The 24,294-nt window shown below is 59.6% G+C and carries 18 protein-coding genes; 11 read left to right on the top strand and 7 right to left on the bottom strand.

What is annotated here, in order from left to right; all coding sequences use genetic code 11:
• Window positions 1-26: 26 nt before the first annotated feature.
• Complete coding sequence (locus tag ABV589_RS00605) at window positions 27-722, bottom strand: B3/4 domain-containing protein (RefSeq protein WP_367084456.1); 696 nt, start codon at window positions 720-722, stop codon at window positions 27-29.
• A 161-nt stretch (window positions 723-883) separates the two neighbouring features.
• On the opposite strand from ABV589_RS00605, the gene ABV589_RS00600 reads away from it, so the two are divergent.
• The gene (locus tag ABV589_RS00600; protein ID WP_367084455.1) at window positions 884-1,486 is read left to right on the top strand and encodes a helix-turn-helix domain-containing protein; all 603 of its coding nucleotides are present in this window, start codon (window positions 884-886) and stop codon (window positions 1,484-1,486) included.
• 313 nt (window positions 1,487-1,799) lie between these two features.
• On the opposite strand, the gene ABV589_RS00595 is transcribed toward ABV589_RS00600, so the two are convergent.
• Complete coding sequence (locus ABV589_RS00595; RefSeq protein ID WP_367084454.1) at window positions 1,800-2,978, bottom strand: sugar transporter; 1,179 nt, start codon at window positions 2,976-2,978, stop codon at window positions 1,800-1,802.
• Window positions 2,979-3,310: 332 nt separating this feature from the next.
• On the opposite strand from ABV589_RS00595, the gene ABV589_RS00590 reads away from it, so the two are divergent.
• From ABV589_RS00590 to ABV589_RS00545, 10 genes are all read left to right on the top strand, one after another.
• Window positions 3,311-4,237, top strand: coding sequence for an HTH-type transcriptional regulator ArgP (locus tag ABV589_RS00590; RefSeq protein WP_367084453.1), 927 nt, complete (start codon window positions 3,311-3,313; stop codon window positions 4,235-4,237).
• 166 nt (window positions 4,238-4,403) lie between these two features.
• Window positions 4,404-4,751 carry a hypothetical protein gene (locus ABV589_RS00585; RefSeq protein WP_007963547.1) on the top strand — a complete coding sequence of 116 codons (348 nt, stop codon included), beginning with the start codon at window positions 4,404-4,406 and terminating at the stop codon, window positions 4,749-4,751.
• Window positions 4,752-4,766: 15 nt separating this feature from the next.
• Complete coding sequence (locus tag ABV589_RS00580) at window positions 4,767-5,219, top strand: DUF805 domain-containing protein (protein WP_367084452.1); 453 nt, start codon at window positions 4,767-4,769, stop codon at window positions 5,217-5,219.
• A gap of 273 nt (window positions 5,220-5,492) precedes the next feature.
• On the top strand, window positions 5,493-6,746 hold the full coding sequence (gene mexE, locus ABV589_RS00575) for a multidrug efflux RND transporter periplasmic adaptor subunit MexE (RefSeq protein ID WP_329697987.1): 1,254 nt from the start codon (window positions 5,493-5,495) through the stop codon (window positions 6,744-6,746).
• Window positions 6,747-6,761: 15 nt separating this feature from the next.
• Window positions 6,762-9,950 (top strand): efflux RND transporter permease subunit, encoded by a 3,189-nt coding sequence (locus ABV589_RS00570; protein ID WP_123586431.1) that lies wholly within the window; start codon window positions 6,762-6,764, stop codon window positions 9,948-9,950.
• The gene (locus tag ABV589_RS00565; RefSeq protein WP_367084451.1) at window positions 9,950-11,371 is read left to right on the top strand and encodes a TolC family protein; all 1,422 of its coding nucleotides are present in this window, start codon (window positions 9,950-9,952) and stop codon (window positions 11,369-11,371) included. The genes ABV589_RS00570 and ABV589_RS00565 overlap by 1 nt, the downstream gene beginning before the upstream one ends.
• Before the next feature lie 265 nt (window positions 11,372-11,636).
• Window positions 11,637-12,692: a tetratricopeptide repeat protein gene (locus ABV589_RS00560; RefSeq protein WP_367084450.1), complete on the top strand. Its 1,056-nt coding sequence runs from the start codon at window positions 11,637-11,639 to the stop codon at window positions 12,690-12,692.
• A gap of 140 nt (window positions 12,693-12,832) precedes the next feature.
• Window positions 12,833-14,335 carry an ATPase domain-containing protein gene (locus ABV589_RS00555; RefSeq protein ID WP_123586433.1) on the top strand — a complete coding sequence of 501 codons (1,503 nt, stop codon included), beginning with the start codon at window positions 12,833-12,835 and terminating at the stop codon, window positions 14,333-14,335.
• On the top strand, window positions 14,332-16,002 hold the full coding sequence (locus ABV589_RS00550; RefSeq protein WP_367084449.1) for an ATP-binding protein: 1,671 nt from the start codon (window positions 14,332-14,334) through the stop codon (window positions 16,000-16,002). Before ABV589_RS00555 ends, ABV589_RS00550 begins: the two co-directional genes overlap by 4 nt.
• A gap of 475 nt (window positions 16,003-16,477) precedes the next feature.
• Entirely contained in the window at window positions 16,478-17,404 is a 927-nt protein-coding gene (locus ABV589_RS00545; protein ID WP_367084448.1) for a halovibrin HvnA, read from the top strand.
• A 119-nt stretch (window positions 17,405-17,523) separates the two neighbouring features.
• On the opposite strand, the gene ABV589_RS00540 is transcribed toward ABV589_RS00545, so the two are convergent.
• Genes ABV589_RS00540 through ABV589_RS00520 form a run of 5 tightly spaced genes read right to left on the bottom strand, consistent with a single transcriptional unit; the run spans window position 17,524 to window position 24,077 of the window.
• Window positions 17,524-17,901 carry a response regulator gene (locus ABV589_RS00540; protein WP_003225116.1) on the bottom strand — a complete coding sequence of 126 codons (378 nt, stop codon included), beginning with the start codon at window positions 17,899-17,901 and terminating at the stop codon, window positions 17,524-17,526.
• Window positions 17,902-17,945: 44 nt separating this feature from the next.
• Window positions 17,946-19,160 carry a hybrid sensor histidine kinase/response regulator gene (locus ABV589_RS00535; RefSeq protein ID WP_367084447.1) on the bottom strand — a complete coding sequence of 405 codons (1,215 nt, stop codon included), beginning with the start codon at window positions 19,158-19,160 and terminating at the stop codon, window positions 17,946-17,948.
• The gene (locus ABV589_RS00530) at window positions 19,154-19,747 is read right to left on the bottom strand and encodes a chemotaxis protein CheB (RefSeq protein ID WP_367084446.1); all 594 of its coding nucleotides are present in this window, start codon (window positions 19,745-19,747) and stop codon (window positions 19,154-19,156) included. Before ABV589_RS00530 ends, ABV589_RS00535 begins: the two co-directional genes overlap by 7 nt.
• Window positions 19,744-20,577 carry a protein-glutamate O-methyltransferase CheR gene (locus ABV589_RS00525; protein ID WP_027612745.1) on the bottom strand — a complete coding sequence of 278 codons (834 nt, stop codon included), beginning with the start codon at window positions 20,575-20,577 and terminating at the stop codon, window positions 19,744-19,746. Before ABV589_RS00525 ends, ABV589_RS00530 begins: the two co-directional genes overlap by 4 nt.
• The gene (locus ABV589_RS00520; RefSeq protein WP_367084445.1) at window positions 20,577-24,077 is read right to left on the bottom strand and encodes a response regulator; all 3,501 of its coding nucleotides are present in this window, start codon (window positions 24,075-24,077) and stop codon (window positions 20,577-20,579) included. Before ABV589_RS00520 ends, ABV589_RS00525 begins: the two co-directional genes overlap by 1 nt.
• Window positions 24,078-24,294 lie beyond the last annotated feature (217 nt).

Below are 24,294 nucleotides of genomic sequence, written 5' to 3'. Positions count from 1 at the left end.
CATCACTCCTTGCAGTGGTCTATGGACTATTTGGCTCCAGGACCAATCAGTGAGCTTTCGATCTGGACGCCTGGCATCATTTGCTGCAACCCTTCGATGAGTTTGTCCCCCGCTTCCGTCAAGGCTTCAAGCGGCATCGCCGGCAAACTCTCCAGAATGAACCACATGCTCTTCGCGTCAGCACCGAGACGGGTCCTGACACCTTGCCGCCAATTCCAGCGACGACAGGTCACGCCTTTGTCATCGCGCCATACAACCTCGCCGGGGTCTGGATATTCGAAAGCAGGAGCACCTTCTTTCATCGTGTCAAAAAGCTCAGTGCCATCAGCGACTACGAGCCGAGGGGAACCCACATAGGCTTCAATGTTTTCCCCGCCAACCGGGATGGCGTACTCAATACTGATTGCGTTGTAGAGATCGACGATGGGATCCAGGCTAGGCAAGCTTCCGTCACGTAAAACCCGTTTACGCAGCGCCTCAGCTGAACAGGGCGTACGCTGCGGCTTGGCGCCGAACTTTCGGAATGTCTCCGCCCATGCGGCCAGGTGAGCTTCTCCCCAGCTTGGCCCACCTTCCTGCACAGCCTTGCAAGCACGGTCCAGGGCTGCCTGAGCAACCTCAGGATGGGTCAGTGACGCAGCGTCCACCACAATGCTCAGGGCCCTGAACTCCGGAGCCAATTCTGAAACGGCTTGATCGATCAACGGCAGTACGGACAGCATCAAAAACCTCCAGAAATCCAAATGTCATTTCATGCTAGTCAGCGACGACCAATAAAGTCAATATAATGACCAATATCATCTACTATAACGCGTGTGCAGATTGACGGGGCGATTGGTAAAGGCCGAGAATCCCCACACATTTTTTCTCATGACCTTCATCAATGACCACGAATACCAGCCTGTCGACTACCCCTGGTGCTGACGCTCAAGCCGTCAGCCTGGCCGTTGCGCGCACGCTCAAACAGGCGCGCAAAGTACAGAAGATCACGTTGGATGAGCTTTCTCGCCGCTCAGGGGTGAGCAAAGGAATGGTCGTCGAAATAGAGAAATGTACGGCGAACCCCAGTATCGGCATCCTTTGCAAAATCGCCGCCGCGCTTGGCCTGTCCGTTGCAGACATCGTCAATGTGACCGAAGCCCCATCCGCCCATATCATCGACAGTCAAGACATCCCCACGCTCTGGACCGGGGACCTGGGAGGAACGGCGCGGCTTCTGGCGGGAACGTCCGGTCCTAATATGATCGAGCTGTGGCGTTGGGAAATGCACCCAGGCGAATCTTTCGCTTCACAGGGGCATCCTCAGGGCACGCTTGAGCTGTTTCATGTGGAGAGAGGCACGCTGAAATGCGTGGTAGGGGAAACAGAGCTGGTCATACCTGCGGGGAGTTCGGCAGTGGCCAAAACCAATGTACCTCACTCCTATTCCAATGCCGGCAGATCCAAGTTGGTGTTCACCATGTCCGTGACGGAGATGCATCAGTAAATAGCAGTAGGCTGGCCGTCAGTAAGCATCTGCAAAGTGGACGAACCTGCCAATTTCAAAAGGGGTTGTTACCACTGAACCCGATCAATAACTGCGGAGGATCACCGCCATGGCGCGCATTCACAATTGCTCGAGCAGCGCATGTGACTGGGGGCAAAATAGGGGGCACATTTAGCATTTTACAGCCTAAAAACACTGTCCTAGAGCCCAGTCAAAATGTTCTTCGGCGACCCGGACAGTCTCGAGTTGCCTGCGCATTGAGCAGGCAACCGCGAAATGAAATGCGCCCGGCGGCGAACGGAAGTCCGCGAGCTCAGACCCCGGACCGGGCGAGTCGATAAATCGACAAACAGTAAAACGCCAGCGCCGAAGCCGCCAGCATCCCGCCCACCACCCCGATGTAAGCAAAACCAAACTGACTGCCAACCCAGCTCCCGACCAGCGCCCCGCCGCCGATACCGATGTTGTAGATGCCTGAAAACAGCGCCATCGCCACGTCGGTGGCGTCCGGCGCCAACACCAGGACTTTCGACTGCAACGCCAGACCGAAGCCCATGATCGCCATGCCCCAGAACACACTCAGCACGCCGAGGTATGAGACGTTGCCGCTCAACGGCAACAGCGAAGCCAGGCACAAGGCGAGCACCGATACGCAAATGATCAGAAAGCGCTGTGGGTTATAGCTGTGCAGGTAGCTGAACAGCAGCGAGCCGAAAATACCGGCGCCGCCGAATAGCAACAGCAGGAGCGTCACCACATCGCCGCTCATGTTGGCGACGGTCAGTACGAACGGTTCGATGTAGCTGTAGGCGGTGAACTGTGCCGTCACCACCAGCGCCGTCAGAACATAGACGGCCACCAGCGCAGGTCGTTTCAGCAATATGGGCAGGCTCTTGAGCGAGCCCGAGTTCTGGCTGGGCAGCAGCGGCAGCACCTTCGCCAGGCAGAACACCAGCGCCGCGGCAAAGCCTGCAATCACGATGAACGTGGTGCGCCAGCCCATGGCCTCGCCCAACAAGCGACCGAGGGGAATGCCCAGCACCATCGCCAGCGAAGTACCGGTTGCCAGCAAGCCCAAGGCTTGAACCTGTTTGCCCGGTGGCGCCAGACGCACGGCCAGAGACGCGGTGATCGACCAGAACAACGCGTGCGACAACGCCACACCGATCCGGCTCACCAGCAGCACCCCGAAACTGGTCGCCAGACTCGACAGGATGTGACTGGCGATAAACATCCCGAACAGCACAATCAGCAGTTTCCGTCGTTCGACGTTACGTGTCAGCAGCATGATCGGCAGCGATGTCAGAGACACCACCCACGCATAGATGGTCAACATCAGACCGACCTGAGCGGTCGACATGTCGAAGCTGCTGCCGATCGAACTCAACAGACCGACCGGGACAAATTCGGTGGTGTTGAACACGAAAGCCGCCAGTGCCAAGGCAATGACTGCGTACCAGTTGCCGGAGTTTGTCGCCGTAGATTCACTCATTTAAACGTCGTATTACTCTTCGATGATCATGCGTGAATGTACGCAAGCGATCTGTGCCCATCTGTCGGTGTCTTGATACCGATTGCCGAATGTGTCGACGTTCAAAGGACGCATCATCAGAGGGTCAAGCCACACTGATCTGCTCCAATGCGGTAGAAGCATACGAGGTATTGATCAATCAAGCTGCCTTGTTCACTGGCCCGAGTAACCTTAGACGCGCATGCAGTCATTGATCAGGCCGCAGAGTAATGATTGAGCCGCGCCATGTTGAAGTGAAGACAATCGCAGTATCTTTCAGTGACGCTTAGAAATACTTAACCAGAGCGACGGCCATGCAACTCGATGCAAAACAGATGCAGGCGTTCCTCGCCGTGGTCGACAGCGGCAGTTTCGAGAAGGCTGCAGACCGTCTTAACGTGACACCGTCGGCGGTGTCGCAACGCATACACGCCCTTGAAGTTCGCCTCGGCAGCTCGGTTGTGGTGCGCGGGCGCCCTTGCGAGCCGACGCTGGCGGGTAGAAAACTGATGCTCTACCTGCGCCGTGCAACCGTGCTCGAAGCAGAACTGCTCAACGAGCTGAGCGGCGATGAACAGGATCACTTGCGCGTGGTGATTGCGGTCAATGGCGACACGCTGGCCACCTGGTTCTTTCCGGCACTGGCCGAGATCTTCGTCAGCGAGAATATTCTGCTCGACGTCGTGGTCGACGATCAGGATCACACCTATGCCTTGCTGGAAAGCGGCCAGGTCATTGGCTGCATCGGCACGCGGTCACAGCCTATGCGGGGATGTTTTGCCGAGTTGCTGGGGTCGATGCGCTATCAGTTGGTCGCATCGCCCGCGTTTCAGCAGCGCTGGTTTGCCAAGGGCCTGACACGCGCGACTGCCCGCAAGGCGCCGGTATTCGCCTATTCGCGCAAGGACACCTTGCAGTCGGAGTTCATGCAGTCGCGTTTCGGTCTTACCGCAGACGCCTATCCCACACACTACCTGTCACTTCCGGAGGCACGTCTGAAAGCCATACGCCGTGGCCTGGGTTATGGAATGGTGCCGCACATGCAGGTCAGCGACTTGCTGAAAAATCGGGAGCTGGTGGATGTCGCGCCGAATCATTTCACCGATGTAGAGCTTTATTGGCACGCCTGGGAATTGCAATCGCCACGCATGGAAATGCTCTCCGGGCGGGCGGTGCATGCCGCGCGGCGTATCTTGAGCAGCAAGGAGCCAGTGAAGCGTTCGACCATGCCGAAGAAGTAAATGACCTCGTTGGCAGGGAATCCCGATTGCCTTCAGTCATTTCGCAACCGCGTACCCACGGCAGCAATGATGGCAAAGTGCTAATGACAAATCCGGTAATAAAGTTTAACTTACCGCCGCCCCGACCGTTGGAGGGTCGGGCATTCGCACTCAGTTAAGGAAAACGATGGCAATGGTCTATTGTCGTGCTTGCGCCAAGGAGCTACACGAAACGGCGCTCACCTGCCCCCAATGCGGGGCGCCCCAACAGGCCTGCGTGCCGCAAACGCAAGCCGAAATGCCCTGGCTGGCCATCGTTTCATTGATCCTCGGGATTATCAGTGCACTCACCCTGTTCGATGATTCCGAATGGGACAGGGATGCGATTGTCGGTGTGGGCATCCTCAGCCTTGCGGGCCTCACTTGCGGCATCGTCTGTATCAACCAAAAACACCCAGGAAGAAACCTCGCGATCGCCGGCATCATTTTGTCTGGCCTTGCCGCGTTCGTTTTGTCCTGTCTATCGATTGAATAATTTTAGGGAAAAAATATGAGCTTGGTTTTCTGCCGTGGTTGCGCCAAGGAAATTAGTAGCCTGGCCGTGGCATGCCCACAGTGCGGCGCACCTCAGGCCGCTCAACCGTCGTATGCCAGCGGCCCCGCCATCACCACCGGCAATCCTTACGTGGAAGCGCTGAAGAATTACGCCGAATTCAAAGGCCGCGCCACCCGTCGCGAGTACTGGATGTTTGTGCTGATCAACCTGGGCATCTGCATTCTCATGGGCGTTCTCGACGCCATGCTCAACACCAAGGGTGTGCTCTACAACCTGTACAACCTGGCGATGTTGCTGCCGAGCATTGCCGTCGGTGCACGCCGCATGCACGACACCGACCGCAGCGGCTGGTGGTTGCTGCTGCCGATCGTCAACCTAGTATTTTTGGCGCAAGACAGCCAGCCGGGGCCAAACCGTTTCGGGCCGAACCGCAAAGGCAATAACTGAGCCACCCCGCAACACGTTGAACGAGACGGCCTTTACGGCCGTCTCTTTGTTTGTGCAATCGGTAACTGAAGCCGCCGCTGGATTTTTACGGGTGACGCAACACACATTTGTCATCAAACCAATTGATAGCACCCTAACGAAAGGTGCATGCTAGAGGGCTCGAATCGGTCTTATATCATTCCGAATGATAGTTACCTTTGCTTCATTCGATTCGTGCCATCACAGCCCGCCGAGCATCATCCGCCCATCTTCAATACATTGGCGGATGATTCCATGGAACAGTCACTCAAACATTTGCGCTTCCCCTTGGCCATGTTGGCCGTGCTGGTGATGAGCGCTTGCGGCAAGACTCCGGAGACTGCCGCCACCCTGCCCGCTGCCAAAGTCAGCGTGGCCAAGGTGCTGGAACAACCGGTCAACGAGTGGGACGAATTCACCGGGCGCCTCGAAGCACCGGAAACCGTTGAAATCCGTCCTCGGGTCTCCGGCCAGATCGACGAGGTGGCCTTCACCGAAGGCGCACTGGTCAAGAAAGGCGACCTGTTGTTCCAGATCGACCCGCGTCCATTCCAGGCTGAGGTGCGCCGCCTCGAAGCGCTGGTTGCTCAATCCCGTGCCAACGCCACCCGCAGTGAAAACGAAGCCGGGCGTGGCGAACGCCTGCGTGCCAGCAACGCCATCTCCGCCGAGCTGGCCGACTCGCGCACCAGCGCCGCCCAGGAAGCCCGCGCCGCCGTCGGCGCCCTGCAGGCGCAACTGGATCTGGCCAAGCTGAACCTGAGCTTCACCCGCGTTACCGCGCCAATCAGCGGTCGCGTCAGCCGTGCCGAGATCACCGCCGGCAACCTGGTGACCGCCGATACCACCCCGCTGACCAGCGTGGTCTCCACCGACAAGGTCTACGCCTACTTCGACGCCGACGAGCGTGTGTTCCTCAAATACACCCAACTCGCCCGCAACGGCCAACGTGGCGCCACCACCCCGGTGTACATGGGCCTGTCCAACGAGGACGGCAACCCGCACCTCGGTCAGATGAACTTCGTCGACAACCAGGTCAACCCGAAAACCGGCACCATCCGTGGTCGCGCGGTGTTCGACAACAGCGACGGCACCTACACCCCGGGCCTGTACGCACGGCTGAAACTGGTCGGCAGCGGCACCTACAACGCCATGCTGATCAACGACGAAGCGGTCGGCACCGATCTGGGCAAGAAGTTCGTGCTGGTGATGGATGCGGACAACAAGACCGCCTACCGCGCCGTCGAACTGGGGCCGAAGATCGAAGGCCTGCGCATCGTGCGCACCGGGCTGAACAAGGACGACACGATCATCGTCAAGGGTCTGCAACGGGTACGTCCGGGTTCGCCGGTGACGCCTGAAGTGATCCCGATGGCCAGCGAGCAGACCATTGCCGCTCTGGCTCAACAACGTCAAGCGCTGGAAGCCAGCAACCTGCCCAAAGTCGCGCCCGCCAAAGGTGCACAGGGTACGGCTGTGAAGCTCGCCGCTGCGACCCCACGCGGTTAAGGGACGACAACTCCGATGAATTTTTCCCAATTCTTCATTTCACGGCCGATCTTCGCAGCGGTGCTGTCACTGTTGATCCTGATCGCCGGTGCGATCTCGCTGTTCCAGCTGCCGATCAGCGAATACCCGGAAGTCGTGCCGCCGACCGTGGTGGTACGTGCCAACTTCCCGGGCGCCAACCCCAAAGTCATCGGTGAAACCGTGGCCGCTCCGCTGGAGCAGGCCATCACCGGCGTCGAGAACATGCTGTACATGTCCTCGCAGTCCACCGCTGACGGCAAGATCACCCTGACCATCACCTTCGCCCTGGGCACTGACCTGGACAACGCGCAGGTGCAGGTGCAAAACCGGGTGACCCGGACCGAGCCGAAACTTCCCGAAGAAGTGACGCGCATCGGCATCACCGTCGACAAGGCTTCGCCCGACCTGACCATGGTTGTGCACTTGACCTCGCCGGACAAACGTTACGACATGCTCTACCTGTCCAACTACGCGATCCTCAACATCAAGGATGAGCTGGCGCGTCTGGGCGGTGTCGGTGACGTGCAGCTGTTCGGCATGGGCGACTACTCGCTGCGGGTCTGGCTCGATCCGAACAAGACCGCTTCGCGCAATCTGACCGCGACCGATGTGGTGACCGCGATTCGTGAGCAGAACCGTCAAGTGGCGGCCGGTCAGCTCGGTGCACCCCCTGCCCCGAATGCCCAGAGCTTCCAGCTGTCGGTCAACACTCAGGGCCGTCTGGTTTCTGAAGAAGAGTTCGAGAACATCATCATTCGCTCCGGCGACAACGGTGAAATCACTCGCCTCAAGGACATCGCACGCGTTGAACTCGGTTCCAGCCAGTACGCCCTGCGTTCGCTGCTGAACAACCAGCCAGCGGTGGCGATCCCGATCTTCCAGCGTCCAGGCTCGAACGCCATCGATATCTCGAACGAAGTTCGCGGCAAGATGGAAGAGCTGAAGAAAGGCTTCCCGCAAGGCATGGACTACAGCATCGTCTATGACCCGACGATCTTCGTGCGCGGCTCGATCGAGGCGGTGGTTCACACCCTCTTCGAAGCACTGATCCTCGTGGTGCTGGTGGTGATCCTGTTCCTGCAGACCTGGCGCGCCTCGATCATTCCGTTGGTGGCGGTGCCGGTATCGTTGATCGGTACATTTGCGGTGATGCACCTGTTCGGCTTCTCGCTCAACGCCCTGTCGCTGTTCGGCCTGGTACTGGCGATCGGTATCGTCGTGGACGACGCCATCGTGGTGGTGGAGAACGTCGAGCGCAACATTGAACTGGGGCTCAACCCGTTCGATGCGACCAAAAAAGCCATGGGTGAAGTGACCGGCCCGATCATCGCGACGGCGCTGGTGCTGTGTGCGGTGTTTGTGCCGGCGGCATTCATCTCCGGCCTCACCGGGCAGTTCTACAAGCAGTTTGCGTTGACCATTGCGATCTCGACCGTGATCTCCGCGTTCAACTCGCTGACCCTGTCGCCGGCACTGGCCGCTGTGTTGCTGAAAAGTCATGACGCGCCGAAAGACCGATTCTCCAAAGTGCTCGACAAGATCTTTGGTGGCTGGTTGTTCCGTCCGTTCAACCGCTTCTTTGAAAAGGCCAGCCACGGTTACGTCGGTACTGTGCGCCGGGTCATCCGTGGCAGCGGCATCGCCCTGCTGTTGTATGCAGGCCTGATGGTGCTGACGTTCTTCGGCTTCTCCAGCACCCCGACCGGTTTCGTACCCGGCCAGGACAAGCAATACCTGGTGGCCTTCGCGCAACTGCCGGACGCCGCGAGCCTGGATCGCACCGAAGACGTGATCAAGCGCATGTCCGACCTGGCGCTGAAACAGCCGGGCGTGGAAAGTGCCGTAGCGTTCCCCGGTCTGTCGATCAACGGCTTCACCAACAGCCCGAACGCCGGCATTGTGTTCGTGACCCTGAAACCGTTCGACGAACGTAAAGACCCGAGCATGTCCGCCGGCGCCATCGCCGGGGCCTTGAACGGTCAGTACGCGAACATCCAGGAAGCGTACATGGCGATCTTCCCGCCACCGCCAGTACAAGGTCTGGGCACCATTGGCGGGTTCCGCCTGCAAATCGAAGACCGCGGCAACCTGGGCTACGACGAGCTGTACAAAGAGACGATGAACATCATCACCAAAAGCCACAGCGTGCCTGAGCTTGCGGGGCTGTTCACCAGCTACACCGTGAACGTGCCGCAGGTCGATGCCGCCATCGACCGCGAAAAAGCCAAGACCCACGGCGTGGCCGTCAGCGACATCTTCGACACCCTGCAGATTTATCTGGGTTCGCTGTATGCCAACGACTTCAACCGCTTCGGGCGTACCTATCAGGTCAACGTTCAGGCTGAGCAACAGTTCCGCCTCGAATCCGACCAGATCGGTCAGCTGAAAGTGCGCAACAACAAGGGCGAAATGATCCCGCTGGCGACCTTCATCAAGGTCAGCGACACCTCGGGCCCGGATCGCGTGATGCACTACAACGGTTTCATCACCGCAGAAATCAACGGTGCGGCAGCCCCCGGCTACAGCTCCGGCCAGGCCGAAAAAGCCATCGAGAAACTGCTCAAGGATGAACTGCCGAACGGCATGACCTACGAGTGGACCGACCTGACCTACCAGCAGATTCTGTCCGGCAACACTGCGCTGTTCGTGTTCCCGCTCTGCGTACTGCTGGCGTTCCTGGTGCTCGCCGCTCAATACGAAAGCTGGAGCCTGCCACTGGCGGTGATCCTGATCGTACCGATGACCCTGCTGTCGGCCATCACCGGGGTGATTGTCTCCGGCGGCGACAACAACATCTTCACCCAGATCGGCCTGATCGTACTGGTGGGCCTGGCGTGCAAGAACGCGATTCTGATCGTCGAGTTCGCCAAGGATAAACAGCTGGAAGGCCTCGATCCGCTGGCAGCGGTACTGGAAGCCTGCCGCCTGCGTCTGCGGCCGATCCTGATGACCTCCTTCGCGTTCATCATGGGTGTGGTGCCACTGGTGTTTTCCAGCGGTGCCGGTGCCGAGATGCGTCACGCCATGGGTGTGGCGGTGTTCTCCGGGATGCTCGGGGTGACCTTCTTCGGGTTGCTGCTGACGCCAGTGTTCTACGTGTTGATCCGTAATTTCGTCGAGCGCGGCGAAGCCCGCAAAGCGGCCAAAGCGCACGCTCTGCAAAAGCCACTGGAGGCGCAATAATGAGTCTGAAAGTCTTCCTGCCGAGTCTGCTGGTGCTGGCGTTGAGCGCCTGCGCCGTCGGCCCTGACTACAAGACCCCGGCGACGGAGGCGGCCAACATCACGACCGCCACCGACGGCGCTGCCGGTCAGAAGAACTTTGACCGTTCGAAATTCGAAGGCATCTGGTGGCAGCAGTTCGACGACCCGACCCTCAACCAGTTGGTCACTCAATCGCTGCAAGGCAACCGTCAACTGCGCGTGGCGTTTGCCCGCTGGAAAGCCGCCCGGGCGATCCGCGACGACGTCAGCAACGATGCGATGCCGACCATCACCAGCCGCGCCAGCAGTGATCTGGCCAAGGGGCAAATCCCCGGCCAAACCACCAAACGGGTCAATAGCGAACGCTACGATCTGGGTCTGGACATGGCCTGGGAACTCGATCTGTTCGGGCGGATCCAGCGCAATCTGGAAGCCAGCGACGCCGACCAGCAGGCGGCCGAAGCCGATCTGTACCAACTGCAAGTCACCATGATTGCCGAACTGGTGGATGCCTACGGTCAACTGCGCGGTGCGCAATTGCGCGAGAAGATCGCCGTGGCCAACCTGGACAACCAGCAGGAGTCGCGCAAGATCACCATCAGCCTGCGTGACGCCGGCGTTGGCGATCAGCTCGACGTCGAACGGGCCGATGCGCGTCTGGCCTCGGTCGAAGCCAGCGTGCCGCAATTGCAGGCCGAACAGGTTCGGCAGAAAAACCGAATCGCTACCCTGCTCGGTGAGCGTCCGGATAAGCTGACCGTGGATCTGAGCCCGAAAGACTTGCCGGCAATCGCCAAAGCCTTGCCGATCGGTGATCCGGGTGAGCTGCTGCAACGCCGGCCGGACATCCTCAGCGCCGAGCGCAAACTGGCCTCGGCCACCGCGCGGATCGGCGTGGCGAAAGCTGATCTGTTCCCACGGGTCAGCCTCAGCGGGTTCCTTGGCTGGACGGCCGGGCGCGGTTCGCAGATCGGTTCCTCGGCGGCCAACGCCTGGGCACTCGGCCCGAGCATCACCTGGGCGGCGTTCGATCTGGGCAGCGTGCGCGCGCGTCTGCGCGGCGCCGATGCCGACGCCGAAGGCGCACTCGCCACCTACGAGCAACAAGTGCTGCTGGCGCTGGAAGAATCGGAAAACGCCTTCAGCGATTACGGCAAGCGTCAGCAACGGCTGATCTCGCTGATTCGCCAGAGTGAATCGAGCCGTAAGGCTGCGGATCTGGCAGAGATCCGCTACCGCGAAGGCACCACCGACTTCCTCGTGCTGCTCGACGCCCAGCGCGAACGCCTGAACGCCGAAGACAGCCAGGCCCAGGCCGAGGTTGATCTGTATCGCGGCATCGTCGCGATCTACAAGGCCTTGGGTGGTGGCTGGCAGCCGGAAACCGTCGCCAGCAAGTAAGCGTCTCTACAGAGCTCCTTTGGTTGGCCGCAACCAACCAATTTTTTGCCCCGCGTATCATTCGGTCGCGGGGCTTTTTTATGCCCGCCCCTGTAGGAGCTGCCGCAGGCTGCGATCTTTTGATGTTGCTTTTAAAAAACAAGATCAAAAGATCGCAGCCTGCGGCAGCTCCTGCAGGTCAATTCGCAAGCACGGGTTTGACTCATGGCCTTCTCTGACCGAAGCTTGCCCCTCTGCTATAGAACGTCAGTTCACGGAAACCTGCATGCCTCAGTCCCGCCGCTACCTGCTCATCAGCCTTGGCCTTGTGCTGCTCGTCGTCATTGCCTGGTTATCCCTGCGCAGCACCGCGCCGGTGGTGCCGGAAGCGATCAAGCGCGGCTACAGCGAAGCCCTGACGGCGGCCCGTTCCGGTCAGCCGGGAGCCGCGCGGCAGTTGTATCAGCAGCTGGGACGCCCGGACCTGTCGGTTAAACGCAGTGTCTGGCTGCTGGCCGAGCTGCCCAACTACCCAAGCCCGCAAGCGCTGAAACTGGCCGACGCTCACCTGCAGAATGAAGCCCCCGAAGTACGGCTGGCGGCGATTCAAAGTGTGGTCGGACTGGTGCCCGGCGGGCAACGCAGTCTGTTGCTCGGGCCGATGCTCGACGATGAAGACCAAAGCGTACGATTCGCTGCGATCAACGCGCTGCTCGGCCTGACGCCGGATGAACTCGGTCTGTATTTCGCCCCGCTGCAGCAAGCCATCGATGGCTGGGAACAAGCGCTCAAGGGGCAGCCGGAAAGCGCCACCACCTATGCACAACTGGCGCGCCTGTATCTGCACAACGCCGAACTCAAACAGGCCCAGCAAGCGCTGGACAACACCCTGCGTCTGGAGCCGGGCAATCTGCCGGCGCTGGTAATGCAGATCGATGTTCTCGACCGTCAGGGCCAGAGCGACGCCGCTCGCCAGTTGCTCGCCAAACAACTGCAGGCGCAACCGGACTCCGCCTACCTGCAACACGCGCTCGGGCTGTGGCTGTTGCACCACGGCCAGCGTGAGTTTGCCCTGCTCGGGTTGTCCAAAGCGGTGGAACTTGAGCCGGACAACAAGGATTACCGCTACGACCTCGCCACCACCTTGCACGCCGCCGAAGAACTGGAAGCGGCGCAAAAGCAGTTGCAGGAAGTCGTCCAGCGCCACCCCGCCGACCGCAAGGCACGGGTGCTGCTGATCAATTACTGGAAGGAAAGCGGCCAGTTGCAGAACGTGCAGATTCTGCTGGCGCAACTGGAGCAGATGAACCCTGATGACCCGGCATTGCAGCAGGGCCTTTGAGCCTTTACCCGCTGATTCAATGACATTTTGATATCGAAACCTCGGAACCGTCATGACTGGCAGCGGTCAAGTAATCAGGTAGAGCACAACGGCTGATACAGCCTGCTGCCTCGATTCCCCTAGTCATGAGAGGGCATTCTTTGTCTACGTCCAACGAGTTGATCAGTGCAAAAGCCGCCACCGGCATCATTGGCCTGGATGACATCCTTGCCGGTGGTCTGTCCCGAGGGCACGTGTTTTTGCTCGAAGGTGAACCCGGTACAGGCAAAACCACCGTCGCGTTGCATTTCCTGATGGCGGGCGCCCGTGCCGGCGAACGCTGTCTGTACATCACGCTGTCGGAAACCGAGCGTGAATTGCGTCAAGGTGCGGCCTCCCACGGTTGGGAGCTGAACGAAAACATTGAAATCTTCGAGCTGACGCCGCCCGAAAGCCTGCTCAACGCCGAGCATCAGCAAAGCCTGCTGTACTCCTCCGACCTGGAGCTGGGCGAAGCCACCAAGCAGATTTTCGAAGTGGTCGAGCGCTTCAAGCCGACCCGCGTGGTGCTCGACAGCCTGTCGGAGATCCGCCTGCTGGCGCAGAGTTCGCTGCGCTACCGCCGGCAGATTCTGGCGATCAAACACTACTTCGTGCGTTATGACGCCACCGTGCTGCTGCTTGACGACCTGACCACCGAGTCCCTCGACAAGACGGTGCACAGCGTCGCTCACGGGGTAATCCGCCTCGAGGAACTGACGCCCAATTACGGCGCCGAGCGCCGCCGCGTGCGCATCGTCAAGTATCGCGGCCAGAAATACCGTGGCGGTTACCACGACTTCACCATCATGGGCGACGGCGTGCATGTGTTCCCGCGACTGGTCGCTGCCGAACACCGTGGCGACTATCCGCGCCTGCAATTGACCAGCGGCATCAAGGAAATGGATGCGCTGCTCGGCGGCGGCATCGAAACGGGTTCCAGCACGCTGATTCTCGGCCCGGCCGGTACCGGCAAGTCGCTGATCTCGATGATCTTCGCCGCGGCTGCCGTAGCACGCGGCGAAAAAGCTGCGCTGTTCATCTTTGATGAAGAGCTGGGCCTGCTGTTCGAGCGGATGAAAAATATCGGCATCGACCTCAAGGCCCTGCAAGCCACCGGCAACCTGCTGATCGATCAGGTCGACGCCGCCGAGCTGTCCCCCGGCGAGTTCTCGCATCGGGTGCGTCGTTGCGTCGATGAAGGCAACATCAAGACCGTGGTCATCGACAGCATCAACGGTTATCAGGCCGCAATGCCGGAAGAAAACGCGCTGGTGCTGCACATGCACGAGCTGCTGCTGTATCTGAACCGCAAAGGTGCGGCGACCTTCATGACGGTTGCCCAGCATGGCCTGGTCGGTGACATGCAGGCGCCGGTCGACATCACTTACCTGGCCGACACGGTGATCCTGCTGCGCTACTTCGAAGCCATCGGCAAGGTCCGCCGAGCCATTTCCATCATCAAGAAACGTACCGGCAGCCACGAATCGACCATCCGTGAATACCGCATTTCGGGCCAGGGCATGACTATCGGCGAACCGCTGGAAGCGTTCCAGGGCGTGCTGCGTGGCGTGCCGACTTACCTCGGCGCGAGCAATCCGCTGTTGCGGGAAGAAACCTTGTGACAGCTTCCGTATCACTGCCGGAACGGGCGCTGATTCTGGCGCCCATGGGTCGGGACAGCCAAGTGGCGCTGATGATCCTCAATGAGGCGGGTTATGGCGGCGTCATCACTCCGGATCTGGGCGCACTGTGCGCAGAACTGGAGCCCGGTGCCGGGCTCTTGTTGATTGCCACCGAAGCCCTGCGCGGTCCCGAGCTGGAAAGTCTTCTGCACTTTCTGGAACAGCAGCCGGCCTGGTCGGATCTGCCGATCGTCTTGCTCACCCATCACGGCGGCCCGGAACCGGGCCCCTCCTCGCGCATGAGCAAACTGCTGGGCAACGTCACCTTTCTTGAGCGCCCGTTTCATCCGGCGACCCTGGTCAGTCTGGTCTCGACCGCCCTGCGCGGGCGACGACGACAGTACGAAGCCCGCGATCGCCTGATTGATCTGAGTGAAAGCGAACGCCGACTGCAATCGACCCTGGAAACCCTTGAGCAGCAGGTCGAGGAACGCACCGCGCAACTTCGCCACAACGAAGAAGCCTTGCGTCAGTCGCAGAAAATGGAAGCGGTCGGTCAGTTGACCGGCGGCATCGCCCATGACTTCAACAACATGCTCACCGGGATCATCGGCAGTCTGGAACTGCTGCGCCGGCGCCTGGCCCGTGGGCGTACTGAAGACCTCGACAGCCTGATCGATCTCGGTGTCACTTCCGCCAACCGCGCGGCCGGCCTGACCCACCGTTTGCTGGCGTTTTCCCGCCGGCAATCGCTGGACTCCAAAGCCGTGCAGATGAACACGCTGGTGCTGTCGATGGGCGAGTTGCTGCAGCGCAGCCTCAACGAAAGCATCCAGCTGGAGATGCGCCTTAACGACCAGTTGTGGATCGCCGAAGCGGATCCCAATCAACTGGAAAGCGCCCTGCTCAACCTGGTACTCAACGCCCGTGATGCGATGCCCGAGGGCGGCAAACTGGTGGTCGAAACCAGCAACCAAGTGCTTAAGCCGGAGTTCACCGAGGCCTACCCGAATCTCGAACCCGGCGACTACGTGATGCTCAGCGTCACCGATAACGGCAGTGGCATGCCGCAAAGTGTGGTCAGTCGCGCGTTCGATCCGTTCTTCACCACCAAGCCGATCGGTCAGGGTACCGGGCTGGGCCTGTCGATGATCTACGGCTTCAGCAAACAGTCCCGTGGTCATGTCTCGATCGACAGCGAAATCGATCAGGGCACCACGGTCAAACTGTACCTGCCGCGCTTTCGCGGCGAAGAGCTGGAGCATCCGGTGTCCGATGTTCAACAGGCCCCGGAAGCGCTGGACGGCGAAACCGTGTTGATCGTCGAGGACGACCCCGCCGTGCGCGTACTGGTCAGCGCGGTGCTCAGTGAGCTGGGCTATGCGTTTGTCGAAGCCGGCGATGCCGATGGTGCAATGCCGATCCTCAACTCGACGCAGCGCATCGACCTGCTGATCAGCGACGTCGGCCTGCCAGGCATGAACGGCCGGCAACTGGCGGAAATCGGCCGGCAGTACCGGCCAGGGCTGAAGGTGCTGTTCATCACCGGGTATGCCGAGCACGCCGCGGTGCGCGGTGGGTTCCTCGACCCGGGCATGCAGATGATCACCAAGCCGTTCACTTTCGATCTGCTGACCGCCAAGGTCCGCGAGATGATCAAGAACTGATCCCCCAAAAACGACTGCAGGAGCTGCCGAAGGCTGCGATCTATTGATCTTGTTTTTTTAAGATCAAAAGATCGCAGCCTTCGGCAGCTCCTACACGGGCATTTCAGTGTTTCTTGATCAGGCCGGCAATTCCTGAATCTTTTCCTGCAGCACGTCCAGGTCGAACGTTTTCTCCAGCATCGGTGCCTTTTGCGCTATCGGCTGCGGGTCTCACGGGTTTCGGCATGCAACACGCGACTGCCCTGCCCCCGACAGATAATCCAGATATTCGAAGCTGAGGTCTGAACACAGCAGACCACCTGAAGTTCACTTGCGCCCAACTGCTCAGCATATATCGCTGTTTAATGGCTGAAACCTGTCAACTCTGACAGCTATACAGCTGCCGTCATCCCTTGCTTGAATCGCTGCGAAAGGCGCTCCGTTCCTGTCGCTGGGAAGCCGTGCCTACCTGACGTATGGCGAAGCGAAGAGAGGGATGATGAACAGAAATCTTGCACTGATACTGATGTTGGTGGTGTCGTTGGCGGGGTGTTTGCCTCCCGAACAGGCGCAGGTAAAAACCGCCAGTGACGTCGGCGTCGCCAGTTCGACATCCGGCACAGCATCCAGTACGGCACAAACTGGCCCGCAGGTCGCGGCGGACCTGACGGCGCACTACAACGATGTGCGGGTCAACTGCGGTTCAGCTTCGATGCCGGCGTTTCTCTGTCGCGGGATCATGCTGCGCTCAACCGTTCCTTCCACGGCTTACAAGGCCTGGAACCCCAGCCCTCATTCTCAAACCAGTGGCGGCGTGTCCTTTTCATTCCTGAGCAAAGACGCCAAGTTCACGGGACTCGTTTTTGGTCAGAAGAACGGCTTCATTTTTTTCCCCGTGCTATCGCGCCCCACCGGCACACGGCAAATTGAAGTGCTTTGCTCCTATCCACTCGATGGCGCCACGCAATTGAGAATTGCGCCCGGTTGTGGCGCACACCCCTACTCACCCGATCGCAGTCGACGCTGCCAGACCATTGGCATAAGCACAGCCGAAGGCTGGCTAGCCAATCGTCGGGCGAATAGCTGGAATATTTGCAGTTTCAATGTGCGTGACTCCATGAATCACCTGGGCGCGGACTCTTTTTACCAGACCATTCGTGCTCATCAACTGGGCGGTTTTTTCGCCGGTCAACATGACTATATCGAGTTGATTCTGGCGACCTGGCCGCAAAACATTCCGACAGAGCTGCCAATTCAGGCGTTCTTTTATCTGGAGGGAGGATTGGCCGGGGCGCAGTTTGACCAGAAGGATTTTTTCAATTCGACGGGCGGCAAGGTAGTGCCGATCATCAAGATCGTTTTGCCATCCACGCCGTCGGCGGATGCCACGTTCAGTTTCAATCAAGCGGATCAGCTTTATTAGATCTGTCCCCAAAACAATTGTAGGAGCTGCCGCAGGCTGCGATCTTTTGATCTTGTTTTTTAAGATCAAAAGATCGCAGCCTTCGGCAGCTCCTACACGGGCATTTCAGTGTTTCTTGATCAGGCCAGCAATTCCTGAATCTTTTCCTGCAGCACGTCCAGGTCGAACGGTTTTTCCAGGATCGGCGCCTTGCGCGTGATCGGGCTGCCGGTCTCGCGGATTTCCTGCGGATAGCCGCTGATGAAGATCACCTTCAGATCCGGGCGCAGTTTTACTGCCGGCTCCGCGATCTGTACGCCGGAGATCCCGCCCGGCAGACGAAAATCAGTGATCAGCATGTCCAGATGCGGCTTGCTCGCGAGAATCTCGAACGCCTGCTCGCCGTTTTCGGCCTGCAACACGCGGTACCCCTGCCCCGACAGGTAATCTGTCAGCACCATCAAGATAACCGGTTCGTCCTCGACGACGAGTACTACATCTTGTGCATCTACGCTCATGGGAAGCCTTTGTTCGGTCAATAGCTGCTGATACGACCGTGCGGTCACTCAGAGGTTGCGTCGGATATGCCGTTTTCCTGGATTGGCAGACAAACGCGAAACAGGGCGCCTTCGTTGATTTGACTCTCGACGACGATGGAACCGCCATGGGCGGCGACGATCTGCTCGGAAATGAACAGACCCAGCCCGAGACCAGCCACTACCGTCTTGGCGGAAACCCGTTCGAACTGTTGGAAAATACGCTTCTGGTTCTCTTCGCTGATGCCGATGCCCCGGTCCTGAACCTCGACCCGCGCCTCGTCGCCCTCACGGTACACGCGCACCTGAATCGGGCTGCGACCGCCGTAGCGCAAGGCATTGGTCAGCAGGTTGGACACCACCTGCTCGATGCGAAATTCGTCCCAGTAACCTTCCACCGGCTCCGGCGCGGTGAACGACACTTCGGTCTCGGCGGCCTCGATCTGCTGCGCGAAATTCTGCAGCAGGTTACTCACCAGTTGCGTCAGGTCGAAACGATTCGGCCGGATCGACAGCTTGCCGGTACGAATCCGCGAAACGTCGAGCATGTCTTCGATCAGCCGGATCAGGCTTTTGATCTGGCGTTCGTCGCGATCAACCATCGCGTGCATCTTGTCGAGCGTGAACGCCGCGGCGTTATCCCGCGCCAGGTGCATCTTGCGCAACTGGGTTTCGAGTATCAGGCCATTGAGCGGTGTGCGCACTTCGTGGGCGACGATTGACATGAAGTCATCGCGCATACGCACCGCCTGCTCCAGCTCCAGCTGCGTACTTTGCAGTTGCTGCAGCAGCGCTTCCTGCTCGCGACGCGCCTGCTCCAGAGCTTCGACCTGTTGCTTCATGGCCTTGCTCTGGCGGTACAGGTCGACGAACACATTGACCTTGCTCTTCACCGCGTGGATATCCAGCGGCTTGTGCAGAAAGTCCACCGCACCGCTTTCGTAACCCTTGAACGCATAGTTCAGTTCACGACCGGCGGCGCTGACAAAGATGATCGGAATGTTTTTGGTTTTTTCGGTGCCGCGCATCAACTCGGCGAGTTCGAAGCCGTTCATCCCCGGCATCTGCACGTCGAGGATGGCCATGGCGAACTCGTGTTGCAGCAGCAGCGAAAGTGCTTCGTCCGCCGACAGCGCCTTGTACACCGTGCGGTCCTCGCGCTTGATCAGCGCTTCGAGGGCCAGCAGGTTCTCCGGCAGATCGTCGACGATCAGCAATTTGGCCTGGATATTACTCAGCATGCGATTCGTTCCAGCTCGACAAGCAGACGGCCGATGCCGTGAATGGGTAGGACATGGTCGGGCTGCTGAATTTTCAGCGCAGCCTGAGGCATGGTGGCGACCTGTGCGTCCTGCGGGTCTTGAACAATGGTCAGTCCGCCGCGTCGCTTGACTTGCGCCAGGCCGCGAGCACCATCGTGATTGGCGCCGGTCAGCAACACGGCAGCCAGGGTTTCGCCGTAAACATCCGCGGCAGATTCAAACAAGTAATCAATGGCCGGACGGGAATGGTGCACGCGGTCTTCAAGGCTCAGCGACAGGCTGCGATCCTGTTCCACCGACAGGTGATAACCGGGGGTAGCGAAGTAAACCGTGCCGGGCATGATGTCTTGCTTGTCGGTCGCCTCTGCCACCGGCAGCATCAGCCGCCGGGAGAACACTTCGGCCAACTGGCTGCGCCGCTCCTCCGGCAGGTGCAGCACAACAATAATCGGCAACACGTAACCCTGGCGCAGCGGTGCGAGCAGGGTCAGCAGGGCCTCGACCCCACCGGCCGAAGCACCGACCACGATGGCCTCGACGCGAGGCAAATCCACGGCATCGTTCATAATTTGCGGTAGATCCGTTCTTGTTTGACCAACGGTTCGAACTGATTCGAATAACCGGAAAAATCCAGCGTTTCCTTGCTGCCCAGCACCAGAAAGCCACGGTGGCACAGCGATTCGTGAAACAGACCGAAGGCACGGTCCTGAAGTTTCTTGTTGAAGTAAATCAGTACGTTGCGGCAGGAAATCAACTGCGTTTCGGAGAACACGCTGTCCGTCGCCAGGCTGTGGTCGGCGAAGGTCACGTTCTCACACAGGCTCTTGTCGAAAATCGCGTAGCCATAGGCCGCGGTGTAGTAATCGGCAAAGGAGCGCTGGCCGCCGGCCTGCTGGTAATTGGCGGTGTAGGCGCGCACATTTTCCATCGAGAAAATCCCCTGCTTGGCCTTGTCCAGCGAGCGCGGGTTGATGTCGGTGGCATAGATGATGGTGCGGTCGAGCAGGCCTTCTTCGCGCAGCAGAATCGCCATCGAATACACCTCCTCCCCCGTGCTGCACCCGGCGATCCAGATCTTCAGCGACGGATAGGTGCGCAGCAGCGGCACCACTTCCTTGCGGATTGCCAGGAAGTGCGACGGATCGCGGAACATCTCGCTGACCGGGATCGTCAGCAACTGCAACAACTGCATGAACGCGGTGGGATCGTGCAGCACTTTCTCCTGCAACGCCGAAATGGTCGCGCATTCGAACTGGCTCAAGGCGTGCTGCACCCGACGCTTGATCGAAGCGCCTGAGTAATCGCGAAAATCGTAGCTGTACTTGAGGTAGATGGCCTCAATCAACAGGCGTAATTCGATTTCGCTGTTGCGCTCCGCGGAGTGACTGCTATCCACTAAATGCGTTCCATCTTCGGTAACCACACGCGAATCAACGAGAACAAGCGATCCAGATCGATCGGCTTGGCCAGATAATCGTTGGCGCCCGCCTGCAGGCAGCGCTCCTGATCGTCCTTCATGGCCTTGGCCGTCACGGCGATGATCGGCAGTTTGCGCCAGCGCGGATCCTTGCGGATTTCGATGGTGGCTTCAAAACCATCCATCTCCGGCATCATCACGTCCATCAGCACCAGATCAATGTCCTCGACTTCATTCAACTTATCAATCGCTTCGCGACCATTACGGCCGATCACCACGACTGCGCCCTTGTGCTCCAGCGCACTGGTCAGGGCGAAGATGTTGCGCACATCGTCGTCCACCAGCAGCACCTTGCGGCCTTCGAAGACCTTGTCGCGACTACGCGCAGTCTTGAGCATCTTCTGCCGTTCATGGGACAACTGCGATTCGACTTTGTGCAGAAAGAGTGTCACCTCATCCAGCAGACGTTCCGGCGAGCGCGCGCCCTTGATAATGATCGAGCGTGAATACTTGCGCAGCTCGGCCTCTTCATCGCGGGTCAGGTTGCGTCCGGTATAGACGATCACCGGCGGGAACGAGCAGATGTCCTCGGTCGACATGCGCTTGAGCAGATCGTTGCCGAGCATGTCCGGCAATTTCAGGTCGATCACCATGCAGTCGTAAATCGTCGTGCGCAGTTTCTCCAGCGCGTCTTGCGCCAGACCGACGGCGGTGATTTCGATGTCCTCGTCACCGATCAGGCGGGCAATGCTTTCGCGTTGCAGATCGTCATCTTCGACCAGCAGCACGCGCTTGACCTTTTGGGTCAGCTTGGCTTCGAGACGGGCGAACACGTCCTTGAGTTCTTCGCGGGTGGTCGGCTTGACCGCATAACCGATCGCGCCCATGTGCATCGCCGCTTCGACACGGTCTTCGACCGAGATCACATGCACCGGGATGTGCCGGGTTTCGGCGTGTTCTTTCAGGCGTTGCAGCACGGTCAGACCGGAGTGATCCGGCAGACGCATATCGAGCAGGATCGCGTCCGGTACGAACTCGCGGGCCAGGTCGTAACCTTCGTCGGCACCGTGGGCCACCAGGCACTGATAGCCCAGTTCGTGGGCCAGGTCGTAAAGGATGTGGGCGAAGTTCGGCTCGTCTTCCACCACCAGAATGCAGCGCGTGGCGAACGGCGCCTTGCCACGGTCATCGGCAAACCGCGGGATGTGCACCGGCGCCAGTGGCGACACCGCGATCGATGGCGGCTGCACCACCGGCGCCGGAGCCGATACCGGCGCAGTGAAGGTCAGCGGGATCGCAGGGCTGTCACCCGGCTCGCTGTATTGCTGCGGCAACACCAGGGTAAACACACTGCCCTGCCCCGGCGCGCTGCTGACGCTGATCGAGCCGCCAAGCAGGGCTGCCAGATCCCGCGAGATCGACAACCCCAGACCGGTGCCACCGTACTTGCGGTTGGTGGTGCCGTCAGCCTGACGGAACGCTTCGAAGATGCTTTCCTGCTGATCCGCCGCGATACCGATCCCCGAATCACGCACGATGAACGCAATGCGTTCGTTCGGCTGGCCGGCGATGGTCAGGCTGACCGCGCCGTGTTCGGTGAACTTCACGGCGTTGGACAGCAGGTTCTTGACCACCTGCTCCAGACGCTGGCGGTCGGTGTACAGCATGATCGGCGCATCCGGCTGCAACTCGACGCTGAACGTCAGTTGCTTGTCCGCCGCCAGCGGCTCGAACACGCTGCGCAGGCCGTCGGCCAGCCGCGCGACACTGGTATTTTCCGGGATCACCTCGAGCTTGCCGGCCTCGACCTTGGAAATGTCGAGAATGTCGTTGATCAGATTCAGCAGATCGTTGCCCGCCGAATAGATCGACTCGGCGAACTTGACCTGCTCGGCCGTCAGATTGTCCTGCGGGTTCTCGGCCAGCAACTTGGCGAGGATCAGCGAACTGTTCAGAGGTGTGCGCAATTCGTGGGACATGTTGGCGAGGAATTCGGACTTGTACTTGCTCGAACGCTGCAGCTCTTCGGCGCGCTCCTCAAGTTGCACCTGTGCCTGATTGAGTTCGGTGTTCTTCTGGTCCATGGCGTCGCGCTGCTCGGCCAGAGTCTGCGCCTGCTCGGCCAACTGCTCGTTGGTCTGCTCCAGCTCGACTTGCTGGGTTTCCAGATGCGCCTGGGATTCCTTGAGAATCCGCGACTGTTCTTCCAGCTCTTCGTTGGCGGTTTTCAGCTCTTCCTGCTGCACCTGCAACTCTTCGTTGAGCTGTTGGGTTTCGGCCAGCACTTCCTGCAGGCGCTGGCGATAACGTGCCGCTTCGATCGAGGTGCCGATGTTGCCGGCAATCAGTTCCAGCAATTCGACATCGCGCTGAGTCAGCGGGCGCAGGAAGCCCAGTTCGATCACGCCGTTGACCCGGTCATCATCACTGGTCGGCACCACCAGCACACTGTGCGGCAGGCCCGCGCCCAGGCCGGAGCTGACTTTGAAATAGTCGGCGGGTACCGAATCCAGACGAATCAGTTGTCCCTGCTGGGCAACCTGGCCGACGATGCCTTCGCCGCTGTAGATCTGCTGATCTTTTTCTTCCTGTTCACGGGAGAACCCATAGGACGCCACGCGTTTCAGGCCGCCGTGCTCTTCGCGCACGTACAGCGCCGCCACCGCAGTGCCGAGGTATTGCGCGCAGAACTGCAGAATATTGCGCCCCAGCAGGTTCAATGTCAGTTGCCCCAGCACCTGCTCTGCCAGCTCGGTCTGGCCGCTGCGCATCCACGCCTGGCGCTCCAGACGCTCGGCACTGGCCTGCTGCGCGGCGAGGTTGGCGCTGTAGCTGTCCGACAGGCTGACCAGATCGCGGCGACCGACATAGGCCAGCAAACCGCTGATCCCGGCTATAAACAGCAGGTACAGAGTGATGCTCCAGATCGTCGTGCGGCGCACATCTTCGTTGCGCGTGGTGCGCAACTGCTGCTCCATGTCGATCACGTCTTCGAACTGTTTGCGGATCTCATCGGTCAGGCGCTTGCCGCGCCCGGCCTTGACCGCCGCTCGATAATCGCCGCTGGAGCGCTGCAGGTCGATCATCGATTGCGCGTAATTGCTCCACTCGGTCTGCAATGCCTGCAAACGACGCAGACGATCGGTCTGCACCGGGTTGTCGGCGGTCAGTTCGAGCAAGGTGTTGAGCGCCACGTTGATCCGCGGCTTGGCAGTCTCGTACGGGTCGAGGAAGTGCTCGTCGCCGCTGAGCAGGAAGCCGCGCATGCCGGTTTCCAGGTCCACGGTGAGTTTCACCGCTTCGTTGGCGTTGTTGATCACCCGGTCGGTGTGTTCCACCCACTGAATCACCGAGAGCAAATAGGTGATCAGCGAAATGAAAAACACCGCACTGATCGCGCCAACGCCCAAGGGCAGACTGATGTTGCGCGTCAGGAGTTTACGGAACCGTGCTTCGTCAACTGTAGACCGAGTGGACATGGGGCAGCCTTGTCGAACTGTCGAAACCCGGGAGTTTGCCCCAAAACGGTACTATGGATCCATTTTTCTCACTGCCATGATGGCAATTTCCTACATTTGCTGCACTTCCCGATCAGGCAACGGTTATCCTTGCCGCCCCGATTTGCGGCTAATCTTTTTGTACCCGCTCGGGAACTTGTGGCCATGCGCCACTTACTCATGCAAGAGCCCGGCATTT

The organism is Pseudomonas sp. HOU2, assembly GCF_040729435.1.
Classification (GTDB): domain Bacteria; phylum Pseudomonadota; class Gammaproteobacteria; order Pseudomonadales; family Pseudomonadaceae; genus Aquipseudomonas.
The sequence above is the reverse complement of the archived record's forward strand: the minus strand, read 5'-3'. Positions and strand labels throughout refer to the sequence as shown.

Excerpts from the sequence above, each read along its gene's own strand:
- ABV589_RS00600 (WP_367084455.1), top strand. The coding sequence starts at position 884 with ATGACCACGAATACCAGCCTGTCGACTACCCCTGGTGCTGACGCTCAA.
- ABV589_RS00545 (WP_367084448.1), top strand. The coding sequence starts at position 16,478 with ATGATGAACAGAAATCTTGCACTGATACTGATGTTGGTGGTGTCGTTG.
- ABV589_RS00590 (WP_367084453.1), top strand. The coding sequence starts at position 3,311 with ATGCAACTCGATGCAAAACAGATGCAGGCGTTCCTCGCCGTGGTCGAC.
- ABV589_RS00530 (WP_367084446.1), bottom strand. The coding sequence starts at position 19,747 with ATGAACGATGCCGTGGATTTGCCTCGCGTCGAGGCCATCGTGGTCGGT.
- ABV589_RS00595 (WP_367084454.1), bottom strand. The coding sequence starts at position 2,978 with ATGAGTGAATCTACGGCGACAAACTCCGGCAACTGGTACGCAGTCATT.
- ABV589_RS00520 (WP_367084445.1), bottom strand. The coding sequence starts at position 24,077 with ATGTCCACTCGGTCTACAGTTGACGAAGCACGGTTCCGTAAACTCCTG.
- ABV589_RS00580 (WP_367084452.1), top strand. The coding sequence starts at position 4,767 with ATGAGCTTGGTTTTCTGCCGTGGTTGCGCCAAGGAAATTAGTAGCCTG.
- ABV589_RS00570 (WP_123586431.1), top strand. The coding sequence starts at position 6,762 with ATGAATTTTTCCCAATTCTTCATTTCACGGCCGATCTTCGCAGCGGTG.
- ABV589_RS00585 (WP_007963547.1), top strand. The coding sequence starts at position 4,404 with ATGGCAATGGTCTATTGTCGTGCTTGCGCCAAGGAGCTACACGAAACG.
- ABV589_RS00535 (WP_367084447.1), bottom strand. The coding sequence starts at position 19,160 with ATGCTGAGTAATATCCAGGCCAAATTGCTGATCGTCGACGATCTGCCG.
- mexE (WP_329697987.1), top strand. The coding sequence starts at position 5,493 with ATGGAACAGTCACTCAAACATTTGCGCTTCCCCTTGGCCATGTTGGCC.
- ABV589_RS00540 (WP_003225116.1), bottom strand. The coding sequence starts at position 17,901 with ATGAGCGTAGATGCACAAGATGTAGTACTCGTCGTCGAGGACGAACCG.
- ABV589_RS00565 (WP_367084451.1), top strand. The coding sequence starts at position 9,950 with ATGAGTCTGAAAGTCTTCCTGCCGAGTCTGCTGGTGCTGGCGTTGAGC.
- ABV589_RS00560 (WP_367084450.1), top strand. The coding sequence starts at position 11,637 with ATGCCTCAGTCCCGCCGCTACCTGCTCATCAGCCTTGGCCTTGTGCTG.
- ABV589_RS00605 (WP_367084456.1), bottom strand. The coding sequence starts at position 722 with ATGCTGTCCGTACTGCCGTTGATCGATCAAGCCGTTTCAGAATTGGCT.